This window comes from Maribellus sediminis, assembly GCF_011799805.1.
Lineage (GTDB): Bacteria > Bacteroidota > Bacteroidia > Bacteroidales > Prolixibacteraceae > Draconibacterium > Draconibacterium sediminis_A.
Map to the genome: position 1 here is coordinate 1,371,574 of NZ_WXUB01000001.1, position 26,030 is coordinate 1,397,603.

The following is a 26,030-nucleotide window of genomic DNA, read 5'->3' on the forward strand; positions in this document are numbered from 1 at the left end:
AATCGATTTTCCCGACATTGAATTTAATTTATGTTTCCTGTAACACCAGGATTGCTAATTTAGCAAGGAACATTCAAAATAGAATATGCAAAAGTCAATAATTCTTCTGGTTACCCTTTTTTTAGGGCTTTCGGCAATTGCCGAAAATCGCTTAAGTGAAAAGGATGAGCGCGCTATCCGTAACCTGCTTCAGCTGCAGTCGGAAGCCTGGAACGAAGGCAATCTCGAAAAATTTATGGAAACCTACTGGCACTCCGATCAACTGGCATTTGTTGGTGGTAATGGCCCCACTTATGGCTGGGATGCCACGCTCGAGCGCTACAAAAAAGGTTACCCCGACAAAAAAGCAATGGGCCACCTTCAGTTTAAGGTGCTTCGCCTTCAGAAAATCGACCGGAAAACAGTGTTTATGATCGGACGTTACGACCTTACCCGTGAGATCGGCGATGCTGCCGGGCACTTTACGCTGGTGTTTCAAAAGATCGACGGAGCGTGGAAGATTGTTAGCGATCATTCCAGCGCGGAAAACTGATTATTCTTCTTTTTTTAGCGGATCACGAATAGTATTTTCGCCCTTCACATTCAAAATAGATTACCGTGAAGAGATTAGTCCTTTTATTTTTGATCCTCAGCCAGATTGCAGTTGCCCAAACCAAACAAATGAGTCTCGAAGACGCCGTTTGGGGACGCTACACCTATTTACGCCCCGAATCGGTAAGCGGGCTAAACTGGAGAACCGACGGAACTTATACACAGGTTGACGAAAATGCACTGGTTGAAACCGATGCCAAAAGCGGCAACAAACAAACCTTGCTTACGGTGGCTCAGTTGAGTGAAATTACCAACAGGGACTTTACCCGCTTTCCGTATTACGAATGGAATTCTGAAAATGAGCTGCTGATCCGCACACAGCAAAGTTACCTGGTCGTTGATCTTGCAAAAACGCAGCTGAATTACGAAATCATAGTGCCCGAAGGAGCCGAGGATCTGAATTTCAGCAAAACCGGGAAATTTGTTGCCTACGTTCAGAATAATAACCTCTTTGTTGTTGATGCACAAAATAAAACAACACAAATAACCACCGACGGCGGCAACGGTATTGTAAACGGGAAGACCGTACACCGCAACGAATTTGGCATTTCAGGCGGGATTTATATTTCACCGAAAGCCAATTTTATTGCTTTTTACCGCAAGGACGAAAGCATGGTAAAAGATTATCCGCTGGTTGATTTTATGGCACGCGAAGCCGAATACACCCCGGTGAAATACCCGATGGCCGGAATGGCAAGTCACCACGTTACGCTGGGTGTTTACACTATCGCAAGCGGAAAAACGGTATTTCTTAAGACCGGTGAACCGCTCGATCATTTTCTGACCAACGTGGCCTGGTCGCCCGACGAAAAAAACATTTACATGGCCGAGCTCAACCGCGAACAAAACCACATGCAGCTAAATTGTTACGATGTTGCCAACGGCGAACGTGTTAAAACGCTGTTCGAAGAAACAGCCGATACTTATGTTGAGCCGCTGTACCCCATTCAGTTTTCGAAAGTAAATACCGGCGAGTTTTATTACCTGAGCCGCCAGGATGGCTGGTTTCATGTGTACAAATACAATACAAACGGCGACTTGCTGCAGCAAATCACAAAAGGGGAGTGGGAGGTAACTGCAATCCTTGGTTTCGATGAAAAGGAAAAACAGTTGTTTGTTGAAGGTACCCTGGACGATCCGCTGCAAAACAACCTGTACAAAGTGGATGTAAAGTCGGGGGCAACCACACGGCTGAGCAGCGACGAAGGCATTCATCACGGTACATTGAGCCCGAATACCACCTATCTTATCGATAGCTGGAACGCTACTTCGGTTCCCGGCAAAGTTGACGTGGTGAGCACCAAAGGCAAACCGGTGCGGAATGTTTTTACAGCCAACGATCCGGTAGCGGATTACGACCTGGGCGAAAACAAACTGGTGACCTTAAAAACCAAAGACGGCAACTACGATCTGTATGGCCGCCTGATCCTGCCAACCCATTTCGATCCTACGAAAAAATACCCGGTGGTGGTGTACGTTTACGGCGGGCCGCATTCGCAGCTGGTAGATAAGAGCTGGCACAACCAGGCACGCTGGTGGCAGTATTACATGGCTTCGCAGGGCTACATTGCGTTTACGCTCGATAACCGCGGAACCAGTAACCGCGGGCGCAGTTTCGAGACCGCGATCCACCGTCAGTTGGGCGTGTTGGAAACCGAAGACCAGATGCAGGGAATCGAGTTCCTGCTTTCGCTGCCTTATGTTGATGCCGACCGCATTGGTGTGCACGGCTGGAGCTACGGTGGTTTTATGACCCTGAACCTGATGACACGCCACCCCGAAGTGTTTAAAGTGGGTGTTGCCGGCGGGCCTGTGGTCGACTGGAGCATGTACGAGATTATGTACGGCGAACGCTACATGGACATGCCGCAGGAAAACCCGGAAGGTTACGGAGAAACAAACATGACCAGCCATATCAAAAATTTGCAGGGAAAATTAATGCTGATCCACGGCGTTCAGGACGAAACAGTGGTGATGCAGCACAGCATGAAGTACCTGCGCGAATGTGTGAAGGAAGGCAAGCAGGTCGACTTTTTTGCTTACCCGATTCACCCGCACAACGTACGCGGAAAAGACCGCATCCACCTGATGCAAAAAGTAAGTCAGTACTTTTTCGATTATTTGTAATCCAAAGGGATCCGATCCGTATCCGTTGAACCCGGAATGGATCGGATCCTTCTTTCAGTAGACCTTGGAGGTTTCAAAAAGCTTCAAGGTCTGAACTCACCATTGGTTTTCGTCCGGGACAACCAACAAGCTCTTATCAACTTTCTTCGCCGGACGAGTTGCTGGCTGGTCATTAACCCGGCGCTGCACACCGGGCTGATTGCTCGCGCCCCTTTGGGGCTTTTTCCCTCTTAGTCCTGAAGGGACGAAAGCTAACAGCCCGGGGCAAATGAATCCGGCGACTGACGGATGAAGGCCGCCCTGGGATAAATGTGTGGGAAAAACAGGCGCAACCGCAGAACTATTTTGAAAATATGCATTGGCATGCGCCGCATAAGAATTGTTGATTAGAAGTGGGAGAGGGATCCGATCCGTGTGAGATAAAACAATGACGGATCGGATCCTTTTTATAGAAGCGGCCTTGAAGGGTTCTTAAACCTTCAAGGTTTGGATGCTCGCACGTAGCTATCGCCCGATTTTATCGAATGAGTTCAAAATAAAATACTAGTCCGCGATACAATTGCGAACCAGCGGGGCGAACCAGCAGAGGACTTAACATTCGGTGTCGTCCCTCCGGGACTTATGTTTGTGTTGGCATGATGTTTTACCAATCTGTCGTCCCTAATGGGACTTTTAACCTGCAGAAACTACTGAATCGATTTTAATCCCGGAGGGATGAAATATCTGTAGCCCCGCCTTTTAAGGCGGGGTATTGGGTGCAGCAAAAAAAGGCGGTGCAAGCAGTTGGTTGTTCGGGCTTGTTGGTGGTTTGCACCGCAATTATGGTGAGATTGCTTCTCCCGGGTGCCCGGGATCGCAATGACTGCATAAGTGTATAATATCCGGCAGCCGGCGGAAGGCGAAGCAATCTCAGATACTATCGAATCAATCTTAATCCCGGAGGGATGAAATGTTCGTAGGTCTGAGGATGCGAACGTACATTGCTCCGAACTTTCCCTGTTTTTTTCCTTCACTCCCCATGGGAATTACCTTTCTCCCCGGGGTAACCATAGCTATTCCCTAAAAAAAATAGTTCCGATAACAGAGGAAACAGCTGTCGTGGACAAGGAAATAATGGCTGTGGACAAGTCCGGCATCGTTCCGGACAAGGAAATCATAGACATTCCCTAAGAAATAATGTCTCTGGCATAGGAAATAACTATGATGGACAAGGAAATAATGCCTGTGGACAAGTCCGGCATCGTACCGGATAAGGAAATTATAGCTATTTCCTAAGAAATAATGTTGCTGGCATAGGAAATATCGATGATGGACAAGGAAATAATCCCTCCGGATAAGGAAATTATCCTTCTCCCCCGATGCTGCAAGCCTGTTCCCCGCTTACGAAAGCCGCGGAAACACTGTCTTTGTTATCATATTCAGGTGTTTAGCTGCAAAACATCCTGTGTTTCTGTTGAACAAAACATTTTTATTTCTATCTTCGGGAAAACTAAAAATTAATACCTTACTAATGAAAATGCTCCCTCCTATAAAATTCAGAAAAGATGGTATGCCCCATAATTTGGTTCCATTATCCAAAGTGATAAAAGTGAAATAATACAACTTGCTGGATTTCATGTATAGTAACGACAAATTTTTAAAAAATTTAGAACAAAATAACATAATTATGATACATACTATAAGGTTAGGCAATTATAAGGCATTTAAAAGTGGCGAAATAAAAATTAAACCTATAACTATTCTACTTGGCACTAACAGTGCAGGGAAAAGTAGCTTAATACAATTATTGTTAATGATTACTCAAACATTCAGTAGTAGAAAAAATAGACAAAATATTCTTCAACTCAATGGTGATTTGGTAAAATTAGGAGAGAACAAAAATATTTTTCATAATAAAAAAACGAGTTCTAACATACGACTTTGTTTTGATATTTCCAATATAGAATATAAACGAGTTATTGAAAATGTCAATGAAAGAATATTTGAATTATTTTATACGCTAGATAAAATTTATTCCCTTATTACCATTAAAGAAGACGATAACAGAATCATAAGAAGAGCTAGAGACATTCGTTACCAATTTACACCAAGTTTTGAAGAAATAATGGATGTTGGTAATGTTTTCTCAAAGCTCAGTGGGCTAAAGAGAAAAATTAATATGGCCGCCAAAAACTTACCTTCAAAAGAATTTGAAAAAATAATGGATATATATTTTCGGAATATGTGGAGATATGATGATTCGAATATTTATTCATCAGCTGAGAAGAAAATTATTGTGGATTTCGCTCCCTATAAACACGCTTCTCAGTTCGCAAACACTTTATCCAATATTGATTTTAAAAATTTGGAAATTGAGTATGTCATAAAATACAATGAAAAAAATAGAACTACTGAGCTAGAGGGATTTACAATAAATGCAAAAAATCAAGTAATACTGAATTATTACTATAAAAATGTTCGAAGAGGAAAACATCATGTATTGCAAAGTGATGTGTTTGATAGTGAGTTGCTTGAAAAATACTCAAGTAAATTCGGAAACACTATAGATTTAACAAACCTGGAATTGGCAAGTCGTATGGTCGTAAGACGAAAAAGAGATAATTTTTTCATTGAATTTCTTCTACAACTTATTGAACAAACAATAAGTCCTATAAAAGATAATTTCAACCATAGAAATATTAACTATATAAATCCATTAAGAGCGTACCCAAGACGTTATTATTTTCAAGATGAGGTTATAAATTCCTATTCTGTTAGCACAGTGGACTCAATACAATTAATTGAGCTTTTTAGAGAACGAACAGATATTAAAAGGAAGGTAAACTCCTGGATGAAGAAATTTAACATTAACGTAGACATTGACCAATTAGAAGAAGTAATTCACAAAATTAGAGTTCATCATAGTGGTTTAAGTTTAGATATCACAGATGTAGGCTTTGGCATATCACAAGTAATGCCAATTATTGCACAAAGTTATTTAGCTAGGAATAATTCAATTACTTTGATAGAACAGCCAGAAATTCACTTACATCCAAAGATGCAAGCAGAACTAGCCGATTTATTTATTGATACATGTAAGGACGATAATATTACAAGAAACTTTATTATCGAAACACACAGTGAATATTTATTAAAAAGACTTAGAAGGAGGATATCTGATGGGAGCATCGACGCCTCGGATGTCGCCATTTACTTTATACATCCAAAAAATGATTCAAGAAATCACGCAATAATTGAGAATGTAGAAATAAGCGATACTGGTGAGTTTGAGTGGCCAAGCGATTTTTATGCAGATGATTTAAAGGATACTATTGAATTTCTAAAGAATCAGATATAACTATGGATTATACAGTTTGTTCAAAGGTACTAGAAACTGCAAGTAAAGAGTTAAAGTACGCATATGATTTACTATGGCACTTTATTCAAGAAAATCCTAATAGAGTTGTAATTAATGATAAAATACTTGAGGAGTACATTAAATATGCCAATGAATCAGGTACAATTCGTGAATGGATTAAAGGAATGGATTTTAAGAAATACTGGAAACCAGTTGCTATTAATGATTTTGAAAATCTATTTATTGATACCTGCAGAAGAACTCATGATAAAAGATTAATTGTATGTGAAAAGGAGGATTATAATCCTATTAATTATAATGGAATAACTGTTTTTAATAAAGATGAAGCGATTTCAGAATTACAACCAGCAGGGATCGTAATTAATCAAAGTGGCAATAATAACCAAGCTGCAACGGGCAATAATTCTTCAAATATTAAGTAATATGGCAACAATTAATCAGACTGGAAATGATAACCAAGCATCAACAGGAGATAACTCTCCTAATATTAGAGGTAACAGAAATAAAATAGGAATTCCTGATAAAAGAAGCATTGGTTGGTTTACAAGTGGTGTTATTCTTCCAATATTGGTTGGATTAATACTTGAGATTACTAAACAAGGAAAAGTAAGTGAATTATTATACTATATAATTAGGATTTTTAGCGAATGACGTTTGGCAACAATCTTTCGGATTAGTCTCTCGCTCCTGCTTCTCCTCCGCTCGCGCCTCCCGATCCGTCAGCTGACGGATGGGATGCAATCGGTGTGTCTCCGAAAGGATTGAATCTTTTCACGAACAAGATCATGAAAAAAAAACTAACCAATGACAGAATTAACAACTCAAAATTATCCTAACGTAGCTCAAAGTTTTGGAATTACAGGGATTGTAATCCTCGGTATGATCTTCCTTGCGCCGGTTTTAGCATTGGAGAAATTGATTGGCAAAGAAGCCTCCATGCTGCTGTATTACCTGCTGGCAATCGGGCTGCCTTTTTTTCTGGTTTATACCATACGTAAAAGAAAAACAAGTAAGCACTCGTTTAACATCGCTATTGAAAACAAGCTGATAATTCCCTGGGTGGTAGTTGGAACAATTGCTTTATTGTTTGGAATTGTTTCACCGCTTGGAAATCTGATTCCCATGCCCGAGAGCATTAAAAAAGCATTTATGGATTTTGGAAGTCAAACCGGGGTTTTTGCGTTTTTGATGATGGTGGTGGCCGCTCCAATACTGGAAGAATTAATATTTCGGGGGATAATCCTTGATGGATTGCTGAAAAATTATTCACCCCAAAAATCCATCCTGATTTCCGCTTTGCTTTTTGGACTGGTGCACCTGAATCCCTGGCAATTTGTAACCGGACTGATTATCGGAATCTTTTCGGGATGGGTGTATTACCGTACCAGGAGTTTGTCGTATTCGATAATCATACACGCATCGGCTAATTTAAGTGCCTATTTAACGCACTTTTTTGTTGATGATTCAACGGCCATGGATGAAACCCTGGTACAAATGTATGGCGGGCTAACAAATTTGATTTTAGCCATTGTTGGGTCAATAATTATCGTTTTGGTGAGTACTTACTTTTTGCAAAAGGAATTTAATAAAGCGCCGCTGAAAGTGGCAGCAGCGCACGAAGAGGAGAGCTCGTAGTTGTATGTGGTGACCCGCTCTCGCCGCTCGCGCCTCCCGATCCGTCAGCTGACGGATGGGATGTAATCGGTGTGTCTCCGAAAGGATTGAAATATAAATTTCAGCCTGTGGCTGATTTTTGATTCGCGCCAGCCAAGGTCTAATGTTCAGATATAGCATATGAAAAACACAAAAACAGTTACACAAATATTGCTTCAGTCAGTAATGGTTTTCTGTATACTGTTGTTGCCCATTGTGATTCTCAATATTTCGGTGGCAAAATTTGTGTTTACAAAAATAGTGATTGTTATACCCCTGGTAATTCTTAGCCTGGTATTTTCATTTACCCTTCTGAAGAGTCGGGTTGCAGGCATTACAGTTGTTCTGTCATTTGCTTTTTTTATGTCTCTGGTTTCAATAGTAATTGGAACTATTGAAAAAGATTATGAGGAAGAAGTAGTCTGGAGTTTGAATGCGGACAAATTTACAAGTGACTTTACGGTTGGGAATGAAGGCCATTTATACCTGAAAGCACAAATAAATGGTGCTCCGGGACTTTTTCTTTTCGATACGGGTTGTGGTGTAACTGTAGTTAATGAGAAATACATTAGCAACGGAAGCTTGAAGTGGAAACACCTTACAATTAAAGATGCGAATGGTATAAGACAAAATAAACCTTCTCATATTGTTAGAGAGTTCGAATTGGGCGACATTTCAATTAGAAACTTAAAAACCTATCCCCTTGACTCGCTGACGTGGACTTCTTCTGATGGAATATTTTTTGGGCACGACAGTGTTGTTGGAGTTCTCGGAAATGATATCATATCCAAATTTACCTGGGATTTCGATCTCTTAAATCAATGTGTTACCGTCTCAAATAACAAAGCGTATTGCAGTACTTTATCCGACTCCCTGGCTATTGATTTAGTTTCAAAAAATAACGTTAAAGAAATCCCGGTGTTTATCAACGAAACAGCGAAAATGCTTCTTCTCGATTTCGGGTGTAGTTCTCCTATAATTCTTTCCGATTCAATACCACAGGGAAAAGAGTCTGAAAAGGAGAAAATAACTTTTTATCAGGCTCGCGGGAAAGGAGGATTAAACCATTTAGATTCAATTAATAATCAGACCATCGATGGCAGTTTTGTTGACATAAAATTCGGGAAATATGAATATAACAATATTAGATGTGTTAATAATAACCATGCCGATTTATTAGGCATTCCCTTTATATGGTCGTTTGAAAGGGTCGTTTTAGATTTTCCGAATAACAAATCCTACTTTATTTCCGCCAACTTAAATGCAAGCCAATTCAGCGTTAAGAACCATAGTTGGCAGTCCGTTATAGATAATGATAATACCATAGAACTATATCCAAAACCCGGGGGAACTGTAATTTCAATTGAAAGTGAATCAAAACAGGTTAATTATGTGGCTTTTGGATACACAAAATTATATAAGCAGAAAGGTCGTGTTTATCGTATGTTCTGTCAGGACTCTGTTCGTTTACCGGATGGCAAAACGATAAACGGACCGGTAACAATGGAACTAAACAACTAAGACCCTGCTCGCCGCTATCGCACGATCTTATTGTGTGATTAAAAAATAAACTATTGGTCCGCGATGCAATCGCTAACCAGCTGGGCTTTGGAAAATGGAAATACTGAAAATGAAGAAAGTAACTTAGAACAGGAATAAATAACTGATATTTTTTGTTCGGGTTGCGATAACATTTGAAAACGTAAATTTTACATTGATATAAAACAAAAAATTCTAAAATAATATGTAGAGTCGCGGCACTTCTGAAAAGTAAAAGGAAGACGTGATGGACAAAAAACTTTAAAATTTTTATCAGATGGAAAAATCAATTATTCTACTAACCTTATTGTTTGCCTTTGGAGGTGCTTTTGCCCAAAAAGGTAAAGTTACAAGTGCTCAGAATTTTAAAGACACCGGTAAACTCGACAAGGCTTTGGAAGCCATTAAAGAAGCCATTGATCCTTCTAACGAGAAGGCTGAAAAGTCTATTCCATGGTCAAAAACATGGGAAGTTCGTGGCGAAATTTACCAGGCAATATTTGAGAGTCAGGATGCCAATGTGAAAGCTTTAGCGGAAGATCCGTTAACAACAGCTTTGGAATCGTACAAAAAAGCTTTGGAACTCGACGACAAAGGTAAAGGCTCTAACAGCATTAAAATTAAACTGACTCTGTTGACCAACAACCTGAGCAACCAGGCGGTTGAAGCTTTTAATACTAACGATTACGAAACTGCACTTAGATCTTTCGAGCAGATTCTTGATATTCAGAACATCGATATTGTAAAAGCTGATAATCCGGATGCTGTTGATACGGTGATTATATATAATAGCGGTTTGGCCGCATACTATTCTCAACAGTACGAAAAAGCCATCACATATTATGGTGAGGCTGCAAAATACAATTACAATGGTGAGAGCGCTTACCGAATGATTTATGAATCATACATGAATCTGAAGGACACGACAAAAGCGCTGGAAACAATTAAGGAAGGGTTTGAGAAATATCCGGCTGACAATGATATTCTGACCAGTATGATCGACTTGTACCTTAAAACCAATCAGACTAAGGAAGCGATGAAATATTTGGATATGGCTATCAAGCAGGATCCAAATAACGTTACTTATCACTTTGCACAGGGTACTTTATACGAGCGTTTTGGCGATGAAGAAAATGCTATTAAATGCTACGAAGAGGCTATGAAAGTTGATCCAACTTTCTTTGACGCTCATTACAACATTGGTGCATTGTACTACAACAAAGGAGTACAGCAATATGATGTAGCCCGCGATGTTCCGGCTAACGAAAATGAAAAGTACGAGGCCGAACTGAAAAAAGTCGATCAGTGGTTCGAGAAATCATTGCCTTACATGGAAAAATGCCTTGAGCTGAATCCTGAAGATATTAATACGCTTGAGTCGTTGAAAAGCCTGTACTACCGTATGAAAGATATGGACAAGTACAACGCCATTCTTGAAAAGCTGGGGGAGTAATCACACTGTTTCCTTATGATATCGAAAGCCGTTCTGTTTACAGATCGGCTTTTTAGCGTTTTCACGGATTCGATCCGAACGTGTTTCAACTGGAAAGGATCGGATCCCTTTATCGTAGCGTCTGTACCTAGACTAACGCCGCTATAGCTCTATTTTATCGAATGATCTCAAAATAAATACTAGTCCGCGATGCAATCGCGAATCAGCGATGTCGTCCCGCTGGGACTTATGTTTGTAATCACATTCTGTTATACCAACCTGCCGTCCCTAACGGGACTTTTAATCTGCAGAAACTACTGAATCGATTTTAATCCCGGAGGGATGAAATGTGTTTAGCCTCCCGACGTTCGCAAACTCAGTCGGGACAGGCCGTCCTTTTAAGGCGGGGTAGTAAGTGCAGCAAAAAAGCTGTGCAGGCAATTGGTTGTTCGGGCTGATCGGTGTTTTGCACCGCAATTGTGGTGAGCTTGTTTTTCCCGAGTGCCCGGGATCGCAATTGCCACACGATTTGTCAACTGCCGAAAAACGAAGCAATCTGTTTCGCGGCGTGGGCACTTACTGAAAATTTTCGGTAAGCGCCCGCAAAAATTTTAACTTTACAGTTACTTGTCTACCGGTAAAAAACATTTCGAATGAAATGGATGTTTAAACGATCCAAAAACAACAACAATATGGCAACAATTTTTAAAGCACAGGAAAGAGAATTTAAGGAACATCCGAACAGAATTGATAACTACCGCCTGTTTACGGAAGTATCGAGAAGCAAAAAAGGAATAAATCCGGAGAACTTAAACTTTGATTTGAGGCAATTGAATCCCGAACAGTACTCAGCTCCTTTTCATTTCCATCGATTTGCGGAAGAACTGTTCATGATTATTTCCGGATCAGCTACATTGAGAACGCCTGAAGGACTGACCGTGGTGAATACCGGCGACCTGATCTTTTTTGAAAAAGGAGAAACAGGGGCACATCAATTATACAATCATACAACAGAAAGTTGTGTTTACCTCGATATAAGAACGTACATAGGTTACGATATTGCTGAATATCCCGATTCGAATAAAATATTGATAGCTCCTACCTTTGAAATTTTTGAGAATAGCGCTCAGGTTGGCTATTTTAAAGGTGAAGAGAATATTAAGGAGGTGTGGAAACAAGTTGAAGACGAAGAAAAGTAAGAGCGTGCACTCAAACAGTTCTTTTCGCCGCTATCGCCCGATTTTATCGTGTGATTTCAAAATAAACTAGTGGTCTGCGAAGCAATCGCGAACCGGCGGGGACGTTAAACAAACCTGTCAATACGAGCCAATCCGCCTGCAGAATAAAACGTGATAGCCCAAAAAACAACCGATACTCAGGAACTTAAGTTCTCATTAACTGTTGTAACAGAATCATGTAGCAACTTAACTGATGAAATCGAATCGTTTAGCTTTTATTTCTCTGCTTCTTATTTCGCTTGCCTGCTCAGGTCAGCAAAGCAAAAAGATCGATAGGGAAACCGGCAGAGCAACTCCGGCTCCAAGGCTCAGGGTTTATTAGACCGACTCGGAGGAGGAAAAGGAAGCACTCGGCGAATCCTTTACTGGAATTACCAGCGACGGGAAAATTCGTCAGGGGCTTTATCCCATCGAGGTGACCGGTCTGAGCACGGAACCCATAAAAAATGCAGTTGAAAATTTCCTGCGCTCGTTAAACGATGAACAAAAGGAAAGCTGTGTTTTTCCGGTCGACGATAAGGAATGGCGTCGGTGGAGCAATATCGATATCGGATTGTACAAACGCACCGGAATTGGACTTGCTGATCTAAGCGAAGAGCAGAAAGATCTGTCCTTTCAAATCCTCCATGAGAGCTTAAGTCCAAAGGGATTCGAAAAAACGCAGGACATCATGAAAATGGAGGATTATCTGGCCCGTTTGTCAGGTGAATTCGAAAACCTGGGGCACGACAAATACTGGTTTACATTTTTTGGAAAACCTTCGGATACCGAACCCTGGGGCTGGCAACTCGACGGCCATCACCTGGTAATTAATTACTTTGTGCTGGGCGGTCAGATTGTTATGACACCCACCTTTATGGGATCGGAACCAAATTACATTGAAGATGGTGAAAATGCCGGAACCCGGACATTTGAAAAGGAAGAACTACTCGGATTGACCTTGTACCATTCGTTAGATGATGAACAAAAGCAGCAGGCTACTTTATTCGACAGAAAAGAGGTGGCCTACAACCAAACGGAGTCGTTTCGTGATAATGCTGTTCTTCCGTATGCCGGCATTAAAGCATCCGCGTTCAGCGAATCACAACTAATGCTGTTGAAAGGCTTAATTTCTGAATATGTTGGCAATATGCGCGAAGGCTATTCAAAAATAAAAATGGATGAGGTGTTGGCGCATATCGATGAAACTTACTTTTCGTGGGTAGGCGCGATGGACGGAAGTGGGCCGTTTTATTACCGGATTCAAAGCCCGGTAATAATCATTGAATTCGATCATCAAAAGCCGGTTTTCCTCGAAGGAGATAAACCCTCGAAGAAACACGTTCACACTGTAGTGAGAACGCCCAACGGAAACGATTATGGAAAAGATCTGCTTCGTCAGCATTTGGAACAACATGCGCATTAACTTTCAGTGCTTAAGGAGATTGCCTGAATCGCTTGCCGGCATCGAAGGCATCCGATTGGGGTAGTACGGCACCGGCGGGAGCTTCATAAAATTACCCTTACACCAATTGGCACGAGCTGCTCAACAAAAAGCAAAATACAGTTGTTTTGGAGAAAACATAACTAAATGGCACAAATTAATCCTTACATCCATTTTAACGGAAATGCAGAAGAAGCATTTTCCTTTTATAAATCGGTTTTTGGCGGAGAGTTCGCCATGATCATGCGTTTCAAAGATATGCCGGGCGTCCCTGAAGGTTCGTTTTCAGAAAGTGAAGCCAACAAAATTATGCACATTGCCTTACCCATTGGTGAAAGCGATGTTTTAATGGGGAGCGATACCCCACAATCGCTGGGAAAGCACAACGAAAATGAAACGAGAAGCAAAATTTCGATAAATGCTGAAACCCGGGAAGAAGCTGATATATTATTTAAGGGGCTTTCGGAAGGAGGGAAAATAGAAGTGCCGATTGCCGACAGCCCGTGGGGTTCGTATTTTGGCATGTTCAGAGACAAATATGGGATTGAATGGATAGTGGATTTCGACCCAAATTATAATGGGCGGGTATAACATCCGATGTCGTCCCGCCGGGACTTATTGTTGTGATCGCATTATATTTTACCGATATGCCGTCCCTATCGGGACTTTTAATCAGCAACAACACCGAATCAATTTTAATCCCGGAGGGATGAAATATCTGTAGCCTCCCGACGTTCGCAAACTCAGTCGGGACAGGCCGTCCTTTTAAGGCGGGGTATTAAGTGCCACAAATATAGCGGTGCAATCAGTAAGTTCTTCGGGCATGTTGGTGGTTTGCACCGCAATTATGGCGTAATTGTTTCAATTATCCCTACTGAATCCATGTTCACGCCTCCTGCTAACAAATTTCACAACCCAACAACTTTTTCATCCCCTTAGCGGTTATTGAACGGGAAAGGCATTCAAAATAATTTCTTCTTGTAAACCAAACGAATCAAACAAATGAGCAAGATAATCTTCGACAGCGGCATATCGCTCGATGGCTTTTTCGCAGGCGAAAACAGAAGTCCCAAAAATCCGATGGGCGGAGTATCAGGAAAACTGCACCAGTGGATGTTTCAGCAAAAAGCATTTTGGAAACAGATAAAAATGGAAGGCGGTGCAGAATATGGTGCCGACAGTAAAGTAATTGAAGCGGTGTTTGCACGGACAGGCGCTTACATCATGGGGAAACGCATGTTCGAAGAAGGCGAAGTGGCCTGGGCAGAAGATTTATACGAAGCCGATGTTTTTGTGCTGACACACGAAAAACGGGAACCCTGGGCGCATGGCAAGCGCACTACCTTTTATTTCGTTAACGACGGGATAGAAAGTGCACTGGAGAAAGCCAGGCAATCGGCCCGGGGAAAGGATATTCGAATACAGGGCGGGGCGAATACGATCCAGCAGTTTCTGAACGCAGGGCTTATCGACGAATTTTTGATACACATCGCACCCGTATTTCTGGGTAGCGGAATCCGGCTTTTCGACGGGATTGAAAAAGAAAAGTATGACATTGAGATTGCAGAAGTTATTCCATCGGACCTGACGACACATATACGCTATAAACTGACAAAAAAATAGGACAGGCTGCCCGCCGAACGTGCCTTCCGGGAAGTATAGGGGTAAGCAGCAAAGTAAGATTGCAGCTGTGGTTCATCCTTCGCAATGACTTTGCCCGGAATGAACAACCGGGTATCGTCCCGCCGGGACTTATGTTTGTGTTCGCATGATGGTTTACCAATCTGTCGTCCCTAACGGGACTTTTAATCTGCAGAAACTACTGAATCGATTTTAATCCCGGAGGGATGAAATAGTTGTAGCCCCGCCTTTTAAGGCGGGGTAATAAGTGCCACAAATATAGCGGTGCAAGCAGTTAGTTGTTCGGGCTTGTCGGTGGTTTGCACCGCAATTATTGCGAGCTTGCTTCAGTCCCCGAACAATCGGGGCAGGCTGTTCTTCCTGTCTTCATCTGCGAATGATAGAAACTGGTGCGACCACCTCCCTCTCGCATACTCGGGTACTCCTCCTGGTCAGGAGGAGAAATTCTTTTTACAAAACAGACTTTGAAATACAATAAATATCCCGGCACGAATTTTTCCCATCCTCTCTGAGGAGGGGTGCCCCGATCCGTCAGTTGACGGACGGGGTGGGGTGGTGTTCTAGTTGAAAAATAAAACAGGCTGCTCGCATGTGAACAACCTGTTTCCTTATGTGATAAATCTTGTAATCGGATTCTATAGATTGCTTCTCCCGGGTGCTCGGGATCGCAATGACGATGTACAGAGGGGATACCTGGCAGCGGACAATGAATTGATTTATTCTGACATGATTCCTGATAGTCCGCTGCCTGCGACTTTAAACAAACCTGTCATTGCGAGCCAATCCGCCAGCCGGCGGAAGGCGAAGCAATCTGTGGCAATTTAATTAAGTTACCCTATTCCGTTCAGAAATTTACAGTATTCAAATACTTGTCAACCAGCAAACCATTTTTGATTTCCGGGTTGAAGGTAAAAGCACGTTTGGCTTTAAACTGAAGGATCAGGATGGTGCCGTCGCCTTCTACCGCTGCCTGATCGCCGATGTTTACAAAAGTGGGGTAGAGCACCCTGTCGCCGTTCGAGTGCAAACGGTTGTAGGTGAAGTTGTCCATTTCTTTTGTATTCACGGTTGTTACACCAACATATTCCAAGTCGTTACCGCTGTAGGGGAGTGCAAAACTAAAGGCATTCACCGATGTTAGCCCGCTGCCTTCCACTTTTATCTCCACGGTTTCGCCGGCTTTGTAGCTGCTTTTTGCTGAACTTAAAGTCAGTTTTCCTGCTACTTTTTCTACCGGCGCGTTGCTGATCCCGTCGTTTAGCTGGGTGCTTACGTTTGATATATCGTAGGCATCGATCAGGCCGTTCTTGTTTACGTCGCCACGACTCACATAACCAAAATCGCTGTCGCCTTCGCGCAAACCGGTGTAGTTCATGTACGAGGTCAGGTCGTTTTTGTCGATCACACCGTCGTTGTTGATGTCGCCCGGCAGGAAGCTTTCGGTTCCCGGAACTTTGAAAATGTAGATTTGCCGTCCGGAGCCAAAATCGCCATACGCTTTGTCAACCGACAGTTTGATGTAACGAACCACAGGCTGGTCTTTCAATACAAATGTTTTCGCTTCGTTATCAGCTTTCCACTCAAAACTTCCGGCATCCGTCCAGTTTTCCTTGTCGCTGCTGTAGGAAATATTGCCAGTTTGTATGATGCCGTTTTTCCCGCTCAGACGTGGCAGGTAAACAATTTTCTCCAGCTGGTTAATCGATTTCAGATCGATCACAATTTCAAACGGAAGCGCGTTTTCACCGTAGCGGGTATGCATCATCGAATTTTCATCGAAGTCGAACAGTTTGCTCAAACCTTCGCCCCCCTGCATGTTGGCCGTACATTCTGCCCTGATTCCCTTAATTGCAAACTGCAGCGGATCGGCTTTTGTTGTAGCCGTGAAACTGATCCATGCTGAAGTTCCGCTTTTATTTACAGCGCGGGCTTTGAAGGTATAATTCGTTTCCGGTCTTAGATTTTCGAACAGCAATTCGTTGTTTTTGATGTGGGTGTACAACATGCCATTGAACTGCAGTTCGTAGTAATCGGCATTGTCCACTTTTTCCCAGCTAGGTTTCAGAGTATAAGCCGTAGCGTTGGTGCCGGCAACCGCAACATTTTTAAAATCAGATAAATCGCCTGAATTGTTTAGCAACTTGTTTTCCATTTTATACTCATAGCCGCTAAGCTGAAGCTGAACGCTGTTTTGGCTAATGTCGGTTTTTTTAACCTTTACCAGCAACTGCGGGTTTTTGGTGATCTTTACTTTTTCGAATTCGCTGCCTTTCGTAGCAAACTGATTCATGTTTACCGCCGGATTGTAATAGTAAACATTGCTTCTCTTCCTGAAAGCCTCCATCGATTTCACATGTTTTAGGCGCACTTTTTTATCGCCGATTTTTGCTGAAACATTTTTGGGTTGGCTTGTTACATTGATCCGGAATTCCGTTGCTTTCTCTTTTTCGAAACCATTGAAAGAACCGTTTGTCGGTTCCACAGTCAGGTTCACTACATCGCCGTCAACTTCCGAAGTAATGCGTGTTTTGGCAAATTCGTTGTTGAGGTAGGCGGTAGTTACACCGTCGTCGTCGTATTCGGTGAAAGATGATTTTCCGTAAGGATAGATCTCAAAGATCCTCACTTGTTTGTTGATCTCGTTGACATTGTTGTTCGGGTTTACCATTGGAATAATGGCGCCTCGTTTTACAAACACCGGAAGTTTCCAGATCGGAGCATCAAAATTGTTGATGATCCGTCCGCCTTCGTAAACCTCGCCTGTAAAATAGTCGACCCAGCTTCCTTCGGGTAAATAAATGTGGTCGCGAATGTCGTTCCCCTCTTCATCCGATTTGGTATCCTGATAAATGGGAGCAACCAGAAAATCGGGGCCGAACATAAACTGGTATTCGGTATTTTCCCCCAATGTGTACGCATTCTGTTCTTCGAGGAACATCGCCCTGATTGCCGGCAATCCGTCAACCGCTTCGTGCGCCACACTGTAGGCATATGGCAACAATTCCGATTTCAGTTTTAAATAGTTTCGGTTGATCGAAGTGGCAGGTTCATTCAAAGCGTGCGGATATTTCTCGTTGGCGCCCCAGCCGTCCATGTTCAACTCCATTAATGTAAACGTCTTCCATTGGAAATCGCGCATATTGATGATCGGGTTTTTACCTCCGAAAATGCCGTCCATGTCGTTGGTAATGTTGGGTTGCCCCGACAATCCCGAGCCAATAAATGTAGGAATGTGGAAACGAATGTACTCCCATTTGCCACCCGTTTGGTCGCCCGACCAGATTGTGGCATAGCGTTGTGTACCTGCCCAGCCGTCAAGCGAAATGATAAAGGGACGTGCGTTGTTTCCGTGTTCCTGCATAATTTCGGCAGCATCCTGCACGCCGTTCAATCCAAACGAATAGCCGGCGCCTACCCAGGCCACATCGGTTTTTAACACGCGAACTCCGGCTACGCCAACTTCCTTTACAATATCGCGCTGCAAAAGCGCTTCAATGGTATCGATGGGGTGGAGATCAGACTGTGTCCACAAACCAATTTCAACACCCTGCTCACGGGCGTAGTCGCCAAAATCTTTCAGGTTGGCAATGTTTCCGTCTAAAGTTGAGGTTTGTCCGTACCCCGCGCCATAACCGTCGTTGGGCAAGATCCAGCCAAGTGGCATATCGTGGTTTTTGTAGCGGTCGACAACGGCCCTGGCTGAAAACTGGTAGTTGTTCAGCTCGCCGTTCAGCGACTCTTTGGTACCGCCGTTGTCCTTTTGCGATTCTTTGTAACGTTTGCCGTCTTCAAAAAGAATTCCGGTTGAATCTTCTTTCCAGTAGTCGCGGTTGTAGGCGTTCAGGTGGCCTTCGTAGAATCCGAATTTCGGGATCAGCACCGGATTTCCGGTAAGTTGATAGAAATCGTTCAACAAAGCCACAGCGCCGTCATTTACCATAAAAAATACGTCGAGGTAATCGGTGTCGTGCGAGAGTGTTACATGATCTTTGTTTCTGGCGCCAAAGCTGTAGGTGCCTTTTTTGAACGTGTAGGCCATAAAACCATAGCCATTGGTCGACCAGTAAAAGGGATTCGGAGAAGCCACACCTCCGTCGGTCCAGCTGTTTTGGTTCTCGATGGCGATTACTTTTCCTTTATGCGAAAAACGTCCGTTTTGCACGCCACCACCATAGAAATATTCATCCGCACCTTCGCTTAACTGAATTTCTACTTTGTTTTTTCCGAAGGCGATCGGAGCGATGGATTGTACAACCGTTTTCCCTGTTTTCAGATTTTTAAGTTCGAAGGTTGTTGTCTTTTTATTGATGTTTAGCTGAACATCAGTCGTTTTTATCGTGATCGTGTTTCCGGCGTCACATACATCCAGTTCTGTAACTGCCTTTCGTGGATTCTTAACCAGAATTTCTGCAGGTGGTTCAGCCTGAGGTGCTCGCATGCCTTTGCCACTGTTGTCCTGAAACATCCGGAAAATATTGTTTCCGTAAAAGTCAATCAACATAAGCTGATTGTTCGAAAACTCAATTTCTACGGTGGTGGAATTTGTTTTTTTTGCAGCGGTAATTTCTACTTGCTCTTCTTCGTTGCTCTGTGCACCAACACAGGTTGAGCTAAAAACAAGAAGCATTGAAAGGATAAATGCGCTGATTTTTCTTACTGAATTCTGCATCTGATTTGTATTGGTTATTCTATTTGTCAGTTTTATTGATCGATAATTTTGCTGTGCTGTAAAGTAAAACAAAACAAGCAAATTGAATCATGACTTTTGTAAATATTTTAAAAGTTTAGGGATGGCTTAAAATATTTCATAAAGTGGAAGGCGGAAATTGGAGGTTGAAAACAGGTATTTTTGAGCTATATAATTGATTTATTTATTTTTAAACCACCTCCCCCTGACACTCATTTCAATCGGTCAAGGTACTCCTCCTTGTCAAGGAGGAGAAATGTTTGTACCACACAACTTGTCATTTGGAATTCAACAAACTTTTGTAATTCGGATTTCCCCTCCTTGCTGAGGAGGGGTGCCCCGATCCGTCAGCTGACGGACGGGGTGGGGTGGTGAAACTTTGGAAAAGGTTATACCCAAAAGGAACAGAAACTGATTATTTAAACCCAACAGCAGCATAGCCCACCCAGTGGTGCGGCGTGGCAATGGCGGTGCGTCCCATGTCGAGGTCGTCAACCGGAATATGTTTTTGGCTTATGCTGGTTTCGTATGCAAGCGGAACACCGGCAAGAGGCGTTGCATTTTCCTCTTGTTGCAGTTTCAAGGCTACTTTTAGCCCGAGTGGAACAGAATAGCGTCCACACCAGGTCCATTTGTATTGGCGGAAATCGTCGTCCTTAACCGTATAGCCGATAAAACGATTGGGCTGCTCATCGGTAAGTTCGCCTGTAAAACAGTTTTGAATGATCTCATGTTCCAGCGCAACGGCCTGCCGGTAGCCTGTGCTGTCGCAACCAAAACGGGCGTAATTACTGCCGCCCCATTCTTCATCGCCGTAATGCACAGCATCGGTTGTGATCAGTATCGAAAAATCTTTTCCCCAAACCAGTTGGTCAGCTGAAGTAACTGATTTGATTGCAGTGGCCAGCTGCCCGGCGATCGTATCCATTTTTGCGGAAGACATGTATGGAACAAGGATGGAGATAATTTCGGTTTCAGGATTTTGCATTTGCAGAAAGGGGAGCATCGACTCCACCGAGTGTTCGATCATTTGCATGCTATCGTGAACTACATACAGTTCTTTTGGAAGTTGCTGGATGATCTTATCGCGCAGCGGTGAAACCTGCACTTCTCCCTTTGGCCCCTGCCAGGCATCGAAACTATCGAATACAATCCGGTCTTCGAGCTCGAAATTCAAGGCCCGGTGCGCTACCCCAAAAATGATCACAGTTTTTGAACGCACGTTTTTCAAAACAGCCGGATACAGCCAGCTGGCGTAGGTATAATCGTCGTGCGGACAGATGGCGGCTCTCCATGCCGTTTCCGGCGATTGCGAAACGGCGTCAAGTTCGCTTCCGAAGTCTTTATTGATTCGATACAACACCGAATCCATTTGCCAACTCAAATGAGCAAAACCAACGGTATCAACCACCTGCCGTACTCTCGCTTCGCCCGTTTCACTGTTTTTTGGCGAAGAACAACTTGAGAATAAAATAGAAATGACAAGGAATGAAAAGAGAGCGTTCAGATTCATTTTTGTGTTTTTCATAAAGATAGACGATTTCTTCAAAACTGCTGATCAAATGTTTTCAAACTGAGCTTCCTTCCGTTCTATTTAAAAGCTGGATAGAGAGTGGGATTAGATTGCTTCTCCGCCAGCTGGCGGAGAAGCAATCTCTCATTCTGCCGAGGAAGGTAATGTTGAGTTTTTACCGGTGTTGGCAATATTCCGGATCATGCCGTTAAAAATAAAATAGTGAAAGGGGGAAGTAAGGATCCAGTATAAACGTCCCCAAATGCCACGGGGCCGGAAGGTGGCTGTTTGGTGCAGCACATTATTTTCATCAATTTTGAATTCGAGCCAGGCCTCGCCTGGAAGTTTCATTTCGGCAAAAAGCAGAAGGCGTTTTTTCTCGCGGCTGGCATACAATACGCGCCAGAAATCCAGCGACTCGCCCGGCTTTATATCATCCGGAAGTTTCCGCCCGCGACGCAGCCCAACACCTCCAAACAGCATGTCGAACAAACCACGGATCTTCCACAACCAGTTGGCGAAATAATAGCCTTTGTCGCCGCCGATTGTCCAAATGTTATGCATTACTTTGTTCACGTCGGTGATCTCCACTTTTTTTATGTCTTTGTAACAACCAAAATTCGGGACTTCAATAAAATCAGACAAAGTAAGTCCGAGGCTGCTGCTGATGATCGAATCGCGCCAACTGCTTAGTACCAGGTGCTGCTTGATTCGCAGAAAGGCATATTTAAGTGCGGTCTTGTAGGTGATCGGCTGAATGTTAAGGATTTGCTGCAGTTCATTGTCCCTGCAGGTAACGTCATTTTTCATGCTGTCGGCAAGACTAATCGCCAGTTTGTACGAAACCGTGGTAATAAAAAACAACCAGTACGACGACACGCGCGGCGTGATGAGCGAGGTGGTGTAGATCCGGCGTTTCAGGTGACGAACTTCAGCGTATTGCAGCATCATATCTTTGTAGGTCAGTATTTCGGGGCCTCCAATATCGAAGGTGCGGCCGAAGCACTGATCGTGTCCCATCACACCCACCAGAAACTTAATGACGTCGCGAATGGCAATCGGTTGCGATGGCGTAAGTATCCATTTGGGAGTGACCATTATTGGCAATTTCTCCACAATGTCGCGGATGATCTCAAAGGACGCACTGCCTGAGCCAACAATTATTCCTGCACGCAGCACGGTAAGTTGATAATGTTCGCTTTTCAGAATATCTTCCACTTTCCGGCGCGAACTCAGGTGTTTCGAAAGTTTATCGGTGTTGGAAATGCCACTCAGGTAAATTACCTGTTTTACTGCCGTAGAGTGCATGTAACTTTTAAAGTTGCTGGCTGCCAGCGATTCAAGCGCATCAAATTTATCCTGCGATGTCGACATGGAATGGATGAGGTAGTAGGCAATATCAATATCCTGCGGCAGAAGATCGGGGGTGATTGGGTGCAGAAAATCAATTTCAATCAGTTCAATTTTATCGAGCAGCGCCTGGTGTAATCCGATCCGGCTTTTTTCGCGCACGCAACAAATAACCTCGTGTCCTTTATCGATAAGAACAGGGAGGAGTCTTTTGCCGACATAGCCGGTTACACCGGTTAAAAGTATCTTCATTGCACTAACTTATTGCAATTTAAACTTCAGTGTGTTTAAGAAAGTTTAGAACTTCATGCGCGAAAACTTGCTTTAAGTTAGTAAAATTCGAATTTTAGCGGCAGCCATCGGCAACTTTTACATATGATTTCATATTTTTGCCCACCTGAGAACGTTAATTAAATCAATTACAAAGTCAAAGGTTTTTTCCGATTGAAATACCAGCTCAAATATCTTTTTCTGCTACTTTTCCTGCCTTTGGTAAGTCGATCGCAACCTGATACGATCTCAAATCTCACCCTTCAAAATTTTGCTCAGAACCTTAGCGGACATGAGATTTATGTTGCCGGCACTTCAAATAGTAGTGAACCCAGCACTACTTTTCCCGATCAGTTTAAAGCGAATAAAGGAAGTTTGTTTCACGACGAACTCGCATTGTCTGCTAAATTTTACGACTTTCTAAACCGCTTTCCTGCATCGGACAGGGAAAAGCTGGTGCAGCGTTTTGCGAACTACGATAACTATTTTGCGACGGTTTTAAAGGAGGCAGGCTTGCCTGAAGATTTGAAATACCTGGCACCGGCCCTATCGGCCATGAACCCGGTGGCTGCCGATCAGGATAAACGTGCCGGGATTTGGCAACTGACGCATTTTCAGGGTGTTTTTAACGATCTGGAAATAAACAAACTTGTTGATGAGCGTTTCGATACTTATAAATCAACGGAAGCATTTACTACACAACTAAAAAAGAATATCGATTTGTTTGGCTCGACGGAATATGCTGTTCTGGCTTATCTCTCGGGAAATACGAGTTTCAGAAATGCACTCGCTGTTGTTGGTGATCGTGCTTCGGTACCAAGTCTGATAACCTATTTGCCCGATGATGTGAATGAAAGCCTGGCTGCTTTTCAGGCGGTAACAGTTTTTCTGAAAAATGTGGAAGTTACGGAGCCTGCAGTGTCAGGTAACCCGGATACCGTTTTTGTTGTTCAGAAAATGCATTTTCAGCAGGTGTCGAAAGTGTTGGACATTTCTTTAAAGGATTTACAAAACCTGAATCCGAAATACCGTTATTCCATCGTTCCGGGCGACGAAGAAAAATCCGTGCTGCTGCTTCCGGCAGGCAAGGGGGCCGATTATTTGACCATGCAGGACACAATTGCTACTGCTTTTGATTCTACTTTGTTTGAAGTTCTGGCGCAAAAGGTGGAATATCCGCCGGCTCCGAATCGGCAATATGTGGGCGAACCTGTTAAGGACCTTGAAATTGAAGGCAAAACAAAAATTAAATACACCATAAAAACCGGTGATGTATTGGGATTTATTGCTGAGGATTTTGACGTGCGGGTAGCCGACCTGAAATACTGGAACAATATTTACAACGAACGAAAAATACGGGCAGGGGCTACACTCGATATTTTTGTGGATGACGAAAATGCCGATTATTACCGCAAGCGTTATCCGGAGCCAACGGCAAAAGCGGCAACTGCCGAATCAACAGCGCCTACTGTTTATCCGATTCCTGAATCAGCGAAAAAGATCGAGCACGTGGTTAAAAGCGGCGAATCGCCCTATGTAATCGCTAAAAAGTACCAGGGAGTAACACCCGAAGCCATTTTGTACTGGAACGGTATCAGCGATGCACGGAAAATTCAGATCGGTCAGAAACTAACCATTTATTCCATCCAATGAGACCCTTACAAACATTAGCATACATTTTGGGCGTTTTTCTGCTGCTATCGGGGGTGATGCTGATCACGCCAAAGAACGGTGTAGAAATTGGCGGCTTTACTTTTCATATGCCAACGCTAAAGGAAATGCTGGTGAACGATAAGGTGGAATACGCCGATCTTTCTGATATCATTAATCAACAGTTTGAAATCGATTCGCTGGTGGAGTTCGAGGTGGACACCCTGATGGGCGATACTCTGGTTGAAGTGATTCACCGTGCCAATTACGATACGCTGGTACAACGCATCCAAAAGCTGGAGATGAACCGGCTTGGGCGCGAGAACCTCGAAAAATTCTTTTATCATTTGCAACACGATTCGCTAACCCGGATCATGCATTATGGCGACAGCCAGATTGAAGGTGACCGGATCACTTCTTTTGTAAGAAACAAACTGCAGGTGCGTTTTGGCGGAACCGGAGTGGGTTTGCGCCCGGCACTTCAACCTTACGATTACGTATTTAGTGCCAACCAGTTTAACTCTGAAAACTGGAAACGCTACCCGATTTACGGTGCGGTGGATTCGACCATTACCCACAGCAGGTACGGCGTAATGGGGGCTTTTTCGCGCTATGCTCCGTTAGTGCCGGATTCGGTACCATTTACAGATTCTACTTTTTATGAAGCTGAAATGACTGTTTCGAAATCGGATATATCCTACCGAAAAACACGCGAATACGATTACATGCGCCTGTTCTATGGAAATACAAGACGTCCGGTTAAAACGGTGGTCATTGCCCGGGGAGATACGGTGTTGACTGATTCGCTTCAGGCTGATATTGATTATGCGGTGCTGGAATGTGCTTTGCCCGATTCCACCGAAAGTGTAACCATCAAATTCACGGGTTACGATGGTCCCGATGTTTACGGAATAGAACTGGCATCACAAAGCGGTGTGATCATGGATAACATTGCCTTGCGTGGAAGTTCGGGCACCATTTTCACAAAAGCCGATTACGAGCATAGCCTGAAAATGTACAACGATTTACATCCTTCACTTTTCATCCTGCAATTTGGCGGAAATGTGGTGCCGTACATACAGAGCAGTAAAGCCATAAAACGCTACGGCCGCTATTTTGGCAGTCAGATAAAACGCATAAAGGAACTGTGTCCGGAGGCTGCGATTCTGGTGATTGGCCCAAGTGATATGTCTACCAAGGAGAAGGACAAATATGTGACTTACGCTCACCTGCCTGAACTGGTGGCAACATTGCGCGAAGTTACCGTTACCAGTGGCTGTGCCTACTGGGATATGTATACGGCAATGGGAGGTTACAACAGCATGCCCTCGTGGGTGAATGCCGATCCTGAACTGGCACGTCCCGATTATGTGCACTTTTCGGCAAAAGGTGCCCGCCTGGTCGCCAATATGTTCTACAATTCACTGATGTTCGAGTACAATAACTATTTGGAGGAGGCCAGGAAATGAGGGGAAGTGGGAGTTTAGAGTTCAGAGCCTGTTCGGCTTATGTTTGTAGACGGATTCAGGGCTTATTCAATCTTGTAGCCCAGTCTCCA

17 protein-coding genes are annotated in these 26,030 nt (G+C 43.3%); 14 read left to right on the forward strand and 3 right to left on the reverse strand.

Features of this window, described 5'->3' with window-relative positions; genetic code table 11:
* Window positions 1–85: 85 nt before the first annotated feature.
* From HFD85_RS05335 to HFD85_RS05390, 12 genes are all read left to right on the forward strand, one after another.
* A complete protein-coding gene (locus HFD85_RS05335; protein WP_167605798.1) occupies window positions 86–532 on the forward strand; it encodes a YybH family protein in 447 nt (148 codons plus the stop codon).
* Between the two features lie 65 nt (window positions 533–597).
* Complete coding sequence (locus HFD85_RS05340; RefSeq protein ID WP_167605801.1) at window positions 598–2,718, forward strand: S9 family peptidase; 2,121 nt, start codon at window positions 598–600, stop codon at window positions 2,716–2,718.
* Window positions 2,719–4,384: 1,666 nt separating this feature from the next.
* Entirely contained in the window at window positions 4,385–6,055 is a 1,671-nt protein-coding gene (locus HFD85_RS05345) for an AAA family ATPase (RefSeq protein WP_167605804.1), read from the forward strand.
* A gap of 2 nt (window positions 6,056–6,057) precedes the next feature.
* Window positions 6,058–6,498 (forward strand): hypothetical protein, encoded by a 441-nt coding sequence (locus HFD85_RS05350; protein ID WP_167605807.1) that lies wholly within the window; start codon window positions 6,058–6,060, stop codon window positions 6,496–6,498.
* A gap of 1 nt (window position 6,499) precedes the next feature.
* A complete protein-coding gene (locus tag HFD85_RS05355; RefSeq protein ID WP_167605810.1) occupies window positions 6,500–6,727 on the forward strand; it encodes a hypothetical protein in 228 nt (75 codons plus the stop codon).
* A gap of 153 nt (window positions 6,728–6,880) precedes the next feature.
* A complete protein-coding gene (locus tag HFD85_RS05360; protein ID WP_167605813.1) occupies window positions 6,881–7,711 on the forward strand; it encodes a CPBP family intramembrane glutamic endopeptidase in 831 nt (276 codons plus the stop codon).
* A 252-nt stretch (window positions 7,712–7,963) separates the two neighbouring features.
* Window positions 7,964–9,250: a retropepsin-like aspartic protease gene (locus HFD85_RS05365; protein WP_167605817.1), complete on the forward strand. Its 1,287-nt coding sequence runs from the start codon at window positions 7,964–7,966 to the stop codon at window positions 9,248–9,250.
* A 295-nt stretch (window positions 9,251–9,545) separates the two neighbouring features.
* The gene (locus HFD85_RS05370; protein ID WP_167605820.1) at window positions 9,546–10,721 is read left to right on the forward strand and encodes a tetratricopeptide repeat protein; all 1,176 of its coding nucleotides are present in this window, start codon (window positions 9,546–9,548) and stop codon (window positions 10,719–10,721) included.
* Window positions 10,722–11,392: 671 nt separating this feature from the next.
* Window positions 11,393–11,899 (forward strand): cupin domain-containing protein, encoded by a 507-nt coding sequence (locus HFD85_RS05375; RefSeq protein ID WP_167605822.1) that lies wholly within the window; start codon window positions 11,393–11,395, stop codon window positions 11,897–11,899.
* 454 nt (window positions 11,900–12,353) lie between these two features.
* Entirely contained in the window at window positions 12,354–13,343 is a 990-nt protein-coding gene (locus tag HFD85_RS05380) for a DUF3500 domain-containing protein (protein ID WP_167605825.1), read from the forward strand.
* 165 nt (window positions 13,344–13,508) lie between these two features.
* The gene (locus HFD85_RS05385) at window positions 13,509–13,952 is read left to right on the forward strand and encodes a VOC family protein (RefSeq protein ID WP_167605828.1); all 444 of its coding nucleotides are present in this window, start codon (window positions 13,509–13,511) and stop codon (window positions 13,950–13,952) included.
* Window positions 13,953–14,363: 411 nt separating this feature from the next.
* Window positions 14,364–14,984 (forward strand): dihydrofolate reductase family protein, encoded by a 621-nt coding sequence (locus tag HFD85_RS05390; RefSeq protein ID WP_167605831.1) that lies wholly within the window; start codon window positions 14,364–14,366, stop codon window positions 14,982–14,984.
* Between the two features lie 862 nt (window positions 14,985–15,846).
* Here HFD85_RS05390 and HFD85_RS05395 read toward each other — a convergent pair.
* The 3 genes from HFD85_RS05395 to HFD85_RS05405 all read right to left on the reverse strand — a co-directional run bounded on the left by HFD85_RS05395 (window position 15,847) and on the right by HFD85_RS05405 (window position 22,804).
* Window positions 15,847–19,671, reverse strand: a complete 3,825-nt coding sequence (locus HFD85_RS05395; RefSeq protein WP_167605834.1) for a TIM-barrel domain-containing protein — start codon at window positions 19,669–19,671, stop codon at window positions 15,847–15,849.
* Between the two features lie 433 nt (window positions 19,672–20,104).
* Window positions 20,105–21,217, reverse strand: coding sequence for an AmmeMemoRadiSam system protein B (gene amrB / locus HFD85_RS05400; protein ID WP_167605837.1), 1,113 nt, complete (start codon window positions 21,215–21,217; stop codon window positions 20,105–20,107).
* 129 nt (window positions 21,218–21,346) lie between these two features.
* Window positions 21,347–22,804, reverse strand: coding sequence for an SDR family oxidoreductase (locus HFD85_RS05405; protein ID WP_167605840.1), 1,458 nt, complete (start codon window positions 22,802–22,804; stop codon window positions 21,347–21,349).
* A gap of 192 nt (window positions 22,805–22,996) precedes the next feature.
* Here HFD85_RS05405 and HFD85_RS05410 point away from each other — a divergent pair, with 192 nt between their 5' ends.
* Entirely contained in the window at window positions 22,997–24,475 is a 1,479-nt protein-coding gene (locus tag HFD85_RS05410) for a LysM peptidoglycan-binding domain-containing protein (RefSeq protein WP_167605843.1), read from the forward strand.
* On the forward strand, window positions 24,472–25,941 hold the full coding sequence (locus tag HFD85_RS05415) for a GDSL-type esterase/lipase family protein (RefSeq protein ID WP_167605846.1): 1,470 nt from the start codon (window positions 24,472–24,474) through the stop codon (window positions 25,939–25,941). Before HFD85_RS05410 ends, HFD85_RS05415 begins: the two co-directional genes overlap by 4 nt.
* The last annotated feature ends 89 nt before the right edge of the window (window positions 25,942–26,030 follow it).

Coding starts and splice junctions, on each gene's coding strand:
- HFD85_RS05335 (WP_167605798.1), top strand. CDS start 86: ATGCAAAAGTCAATAATTCTTCTGGTTACCCTTTTTTTAGGGCTTTCG.
- HFD85_RS05345 (WP_167605804.1), top strand. CDS start 4,385: ATGATACATACTATAAGGTTAGGCAATTATAAGGCATTTAAAAGTGGC.
- HFD85_RS05350 (WP_167605807.1), top strand. CDS start 6,058: ATGGATTATACAGTTTGTTCAAAGGTACTAGAAACTGCAAGTAAAGAG.
- HFD85_RS05355 (WP_167605810.1), top strand. CDS start 6,500: ATGGCAACAATTAATCAGACTGGAAATGATAACCAAGCATCAACAGGA.
- HFD85_RS05360 (WP_167605813.1), top strand. CDS start 6,881: ATGACAGAATTAACAACTCAAAATTATCCTAACGTAGCTCAAAGTTTT.
- HFD85_RS05370 (WP_167605820.1), top strand. CDS start 9,546: ATGGAAAAATCAATTATTCTACTAACCTTATTGTTTGCCTTTGGAGGT.
- HFD85_RS05375 (WP_167605822.1), top strand. CDS start 11,393: ATGGCAACAATTTTTAAAGCACAGGAAAGAGAATTTAAGGAACATCCG.
- HFD85_RS05385 (WP_167605828.1), top strand. CDS start 13,509: ATGGCACAAATTAATCCTTACATCCATTTTAACGGAAATGCAGAAGAA.
- HFD85_RS05390 (WP_167605831.1), top strand. CDS start 14,364: ATGAGCAAGATAATCTTCGACAGCGGCATATCGCTCGATGGCTTTTTC.
- HFD85_RS05395 (WP_167605834.1), bottom strand. CDS start 19,671: ATGCAGAATTCAGTAAGAAAAATCAGCGCATTTATCCTTTCAATGCTT.
- amrB (WP_167605837.1), bottom strand. CDS start 21,217: ATGAAAAACACAAAAATGAATCTGAACGCTCTCTTTTCATTCCTTGTC.
- HFD85_RS05405 (WP_167605840.1), bottom strand. CDS start 22,804: ATGAAGATACTTTTAACCGGTGTAACCGGCTATGTCGGCAAAAGACTC.
- HFD85_RS05415 (WP_167605846.1), top strand. CDS start 24,472: ATGAGACCCTTACAAACATTAGCATACATTTTGGGCGTTTTTCTGCTG.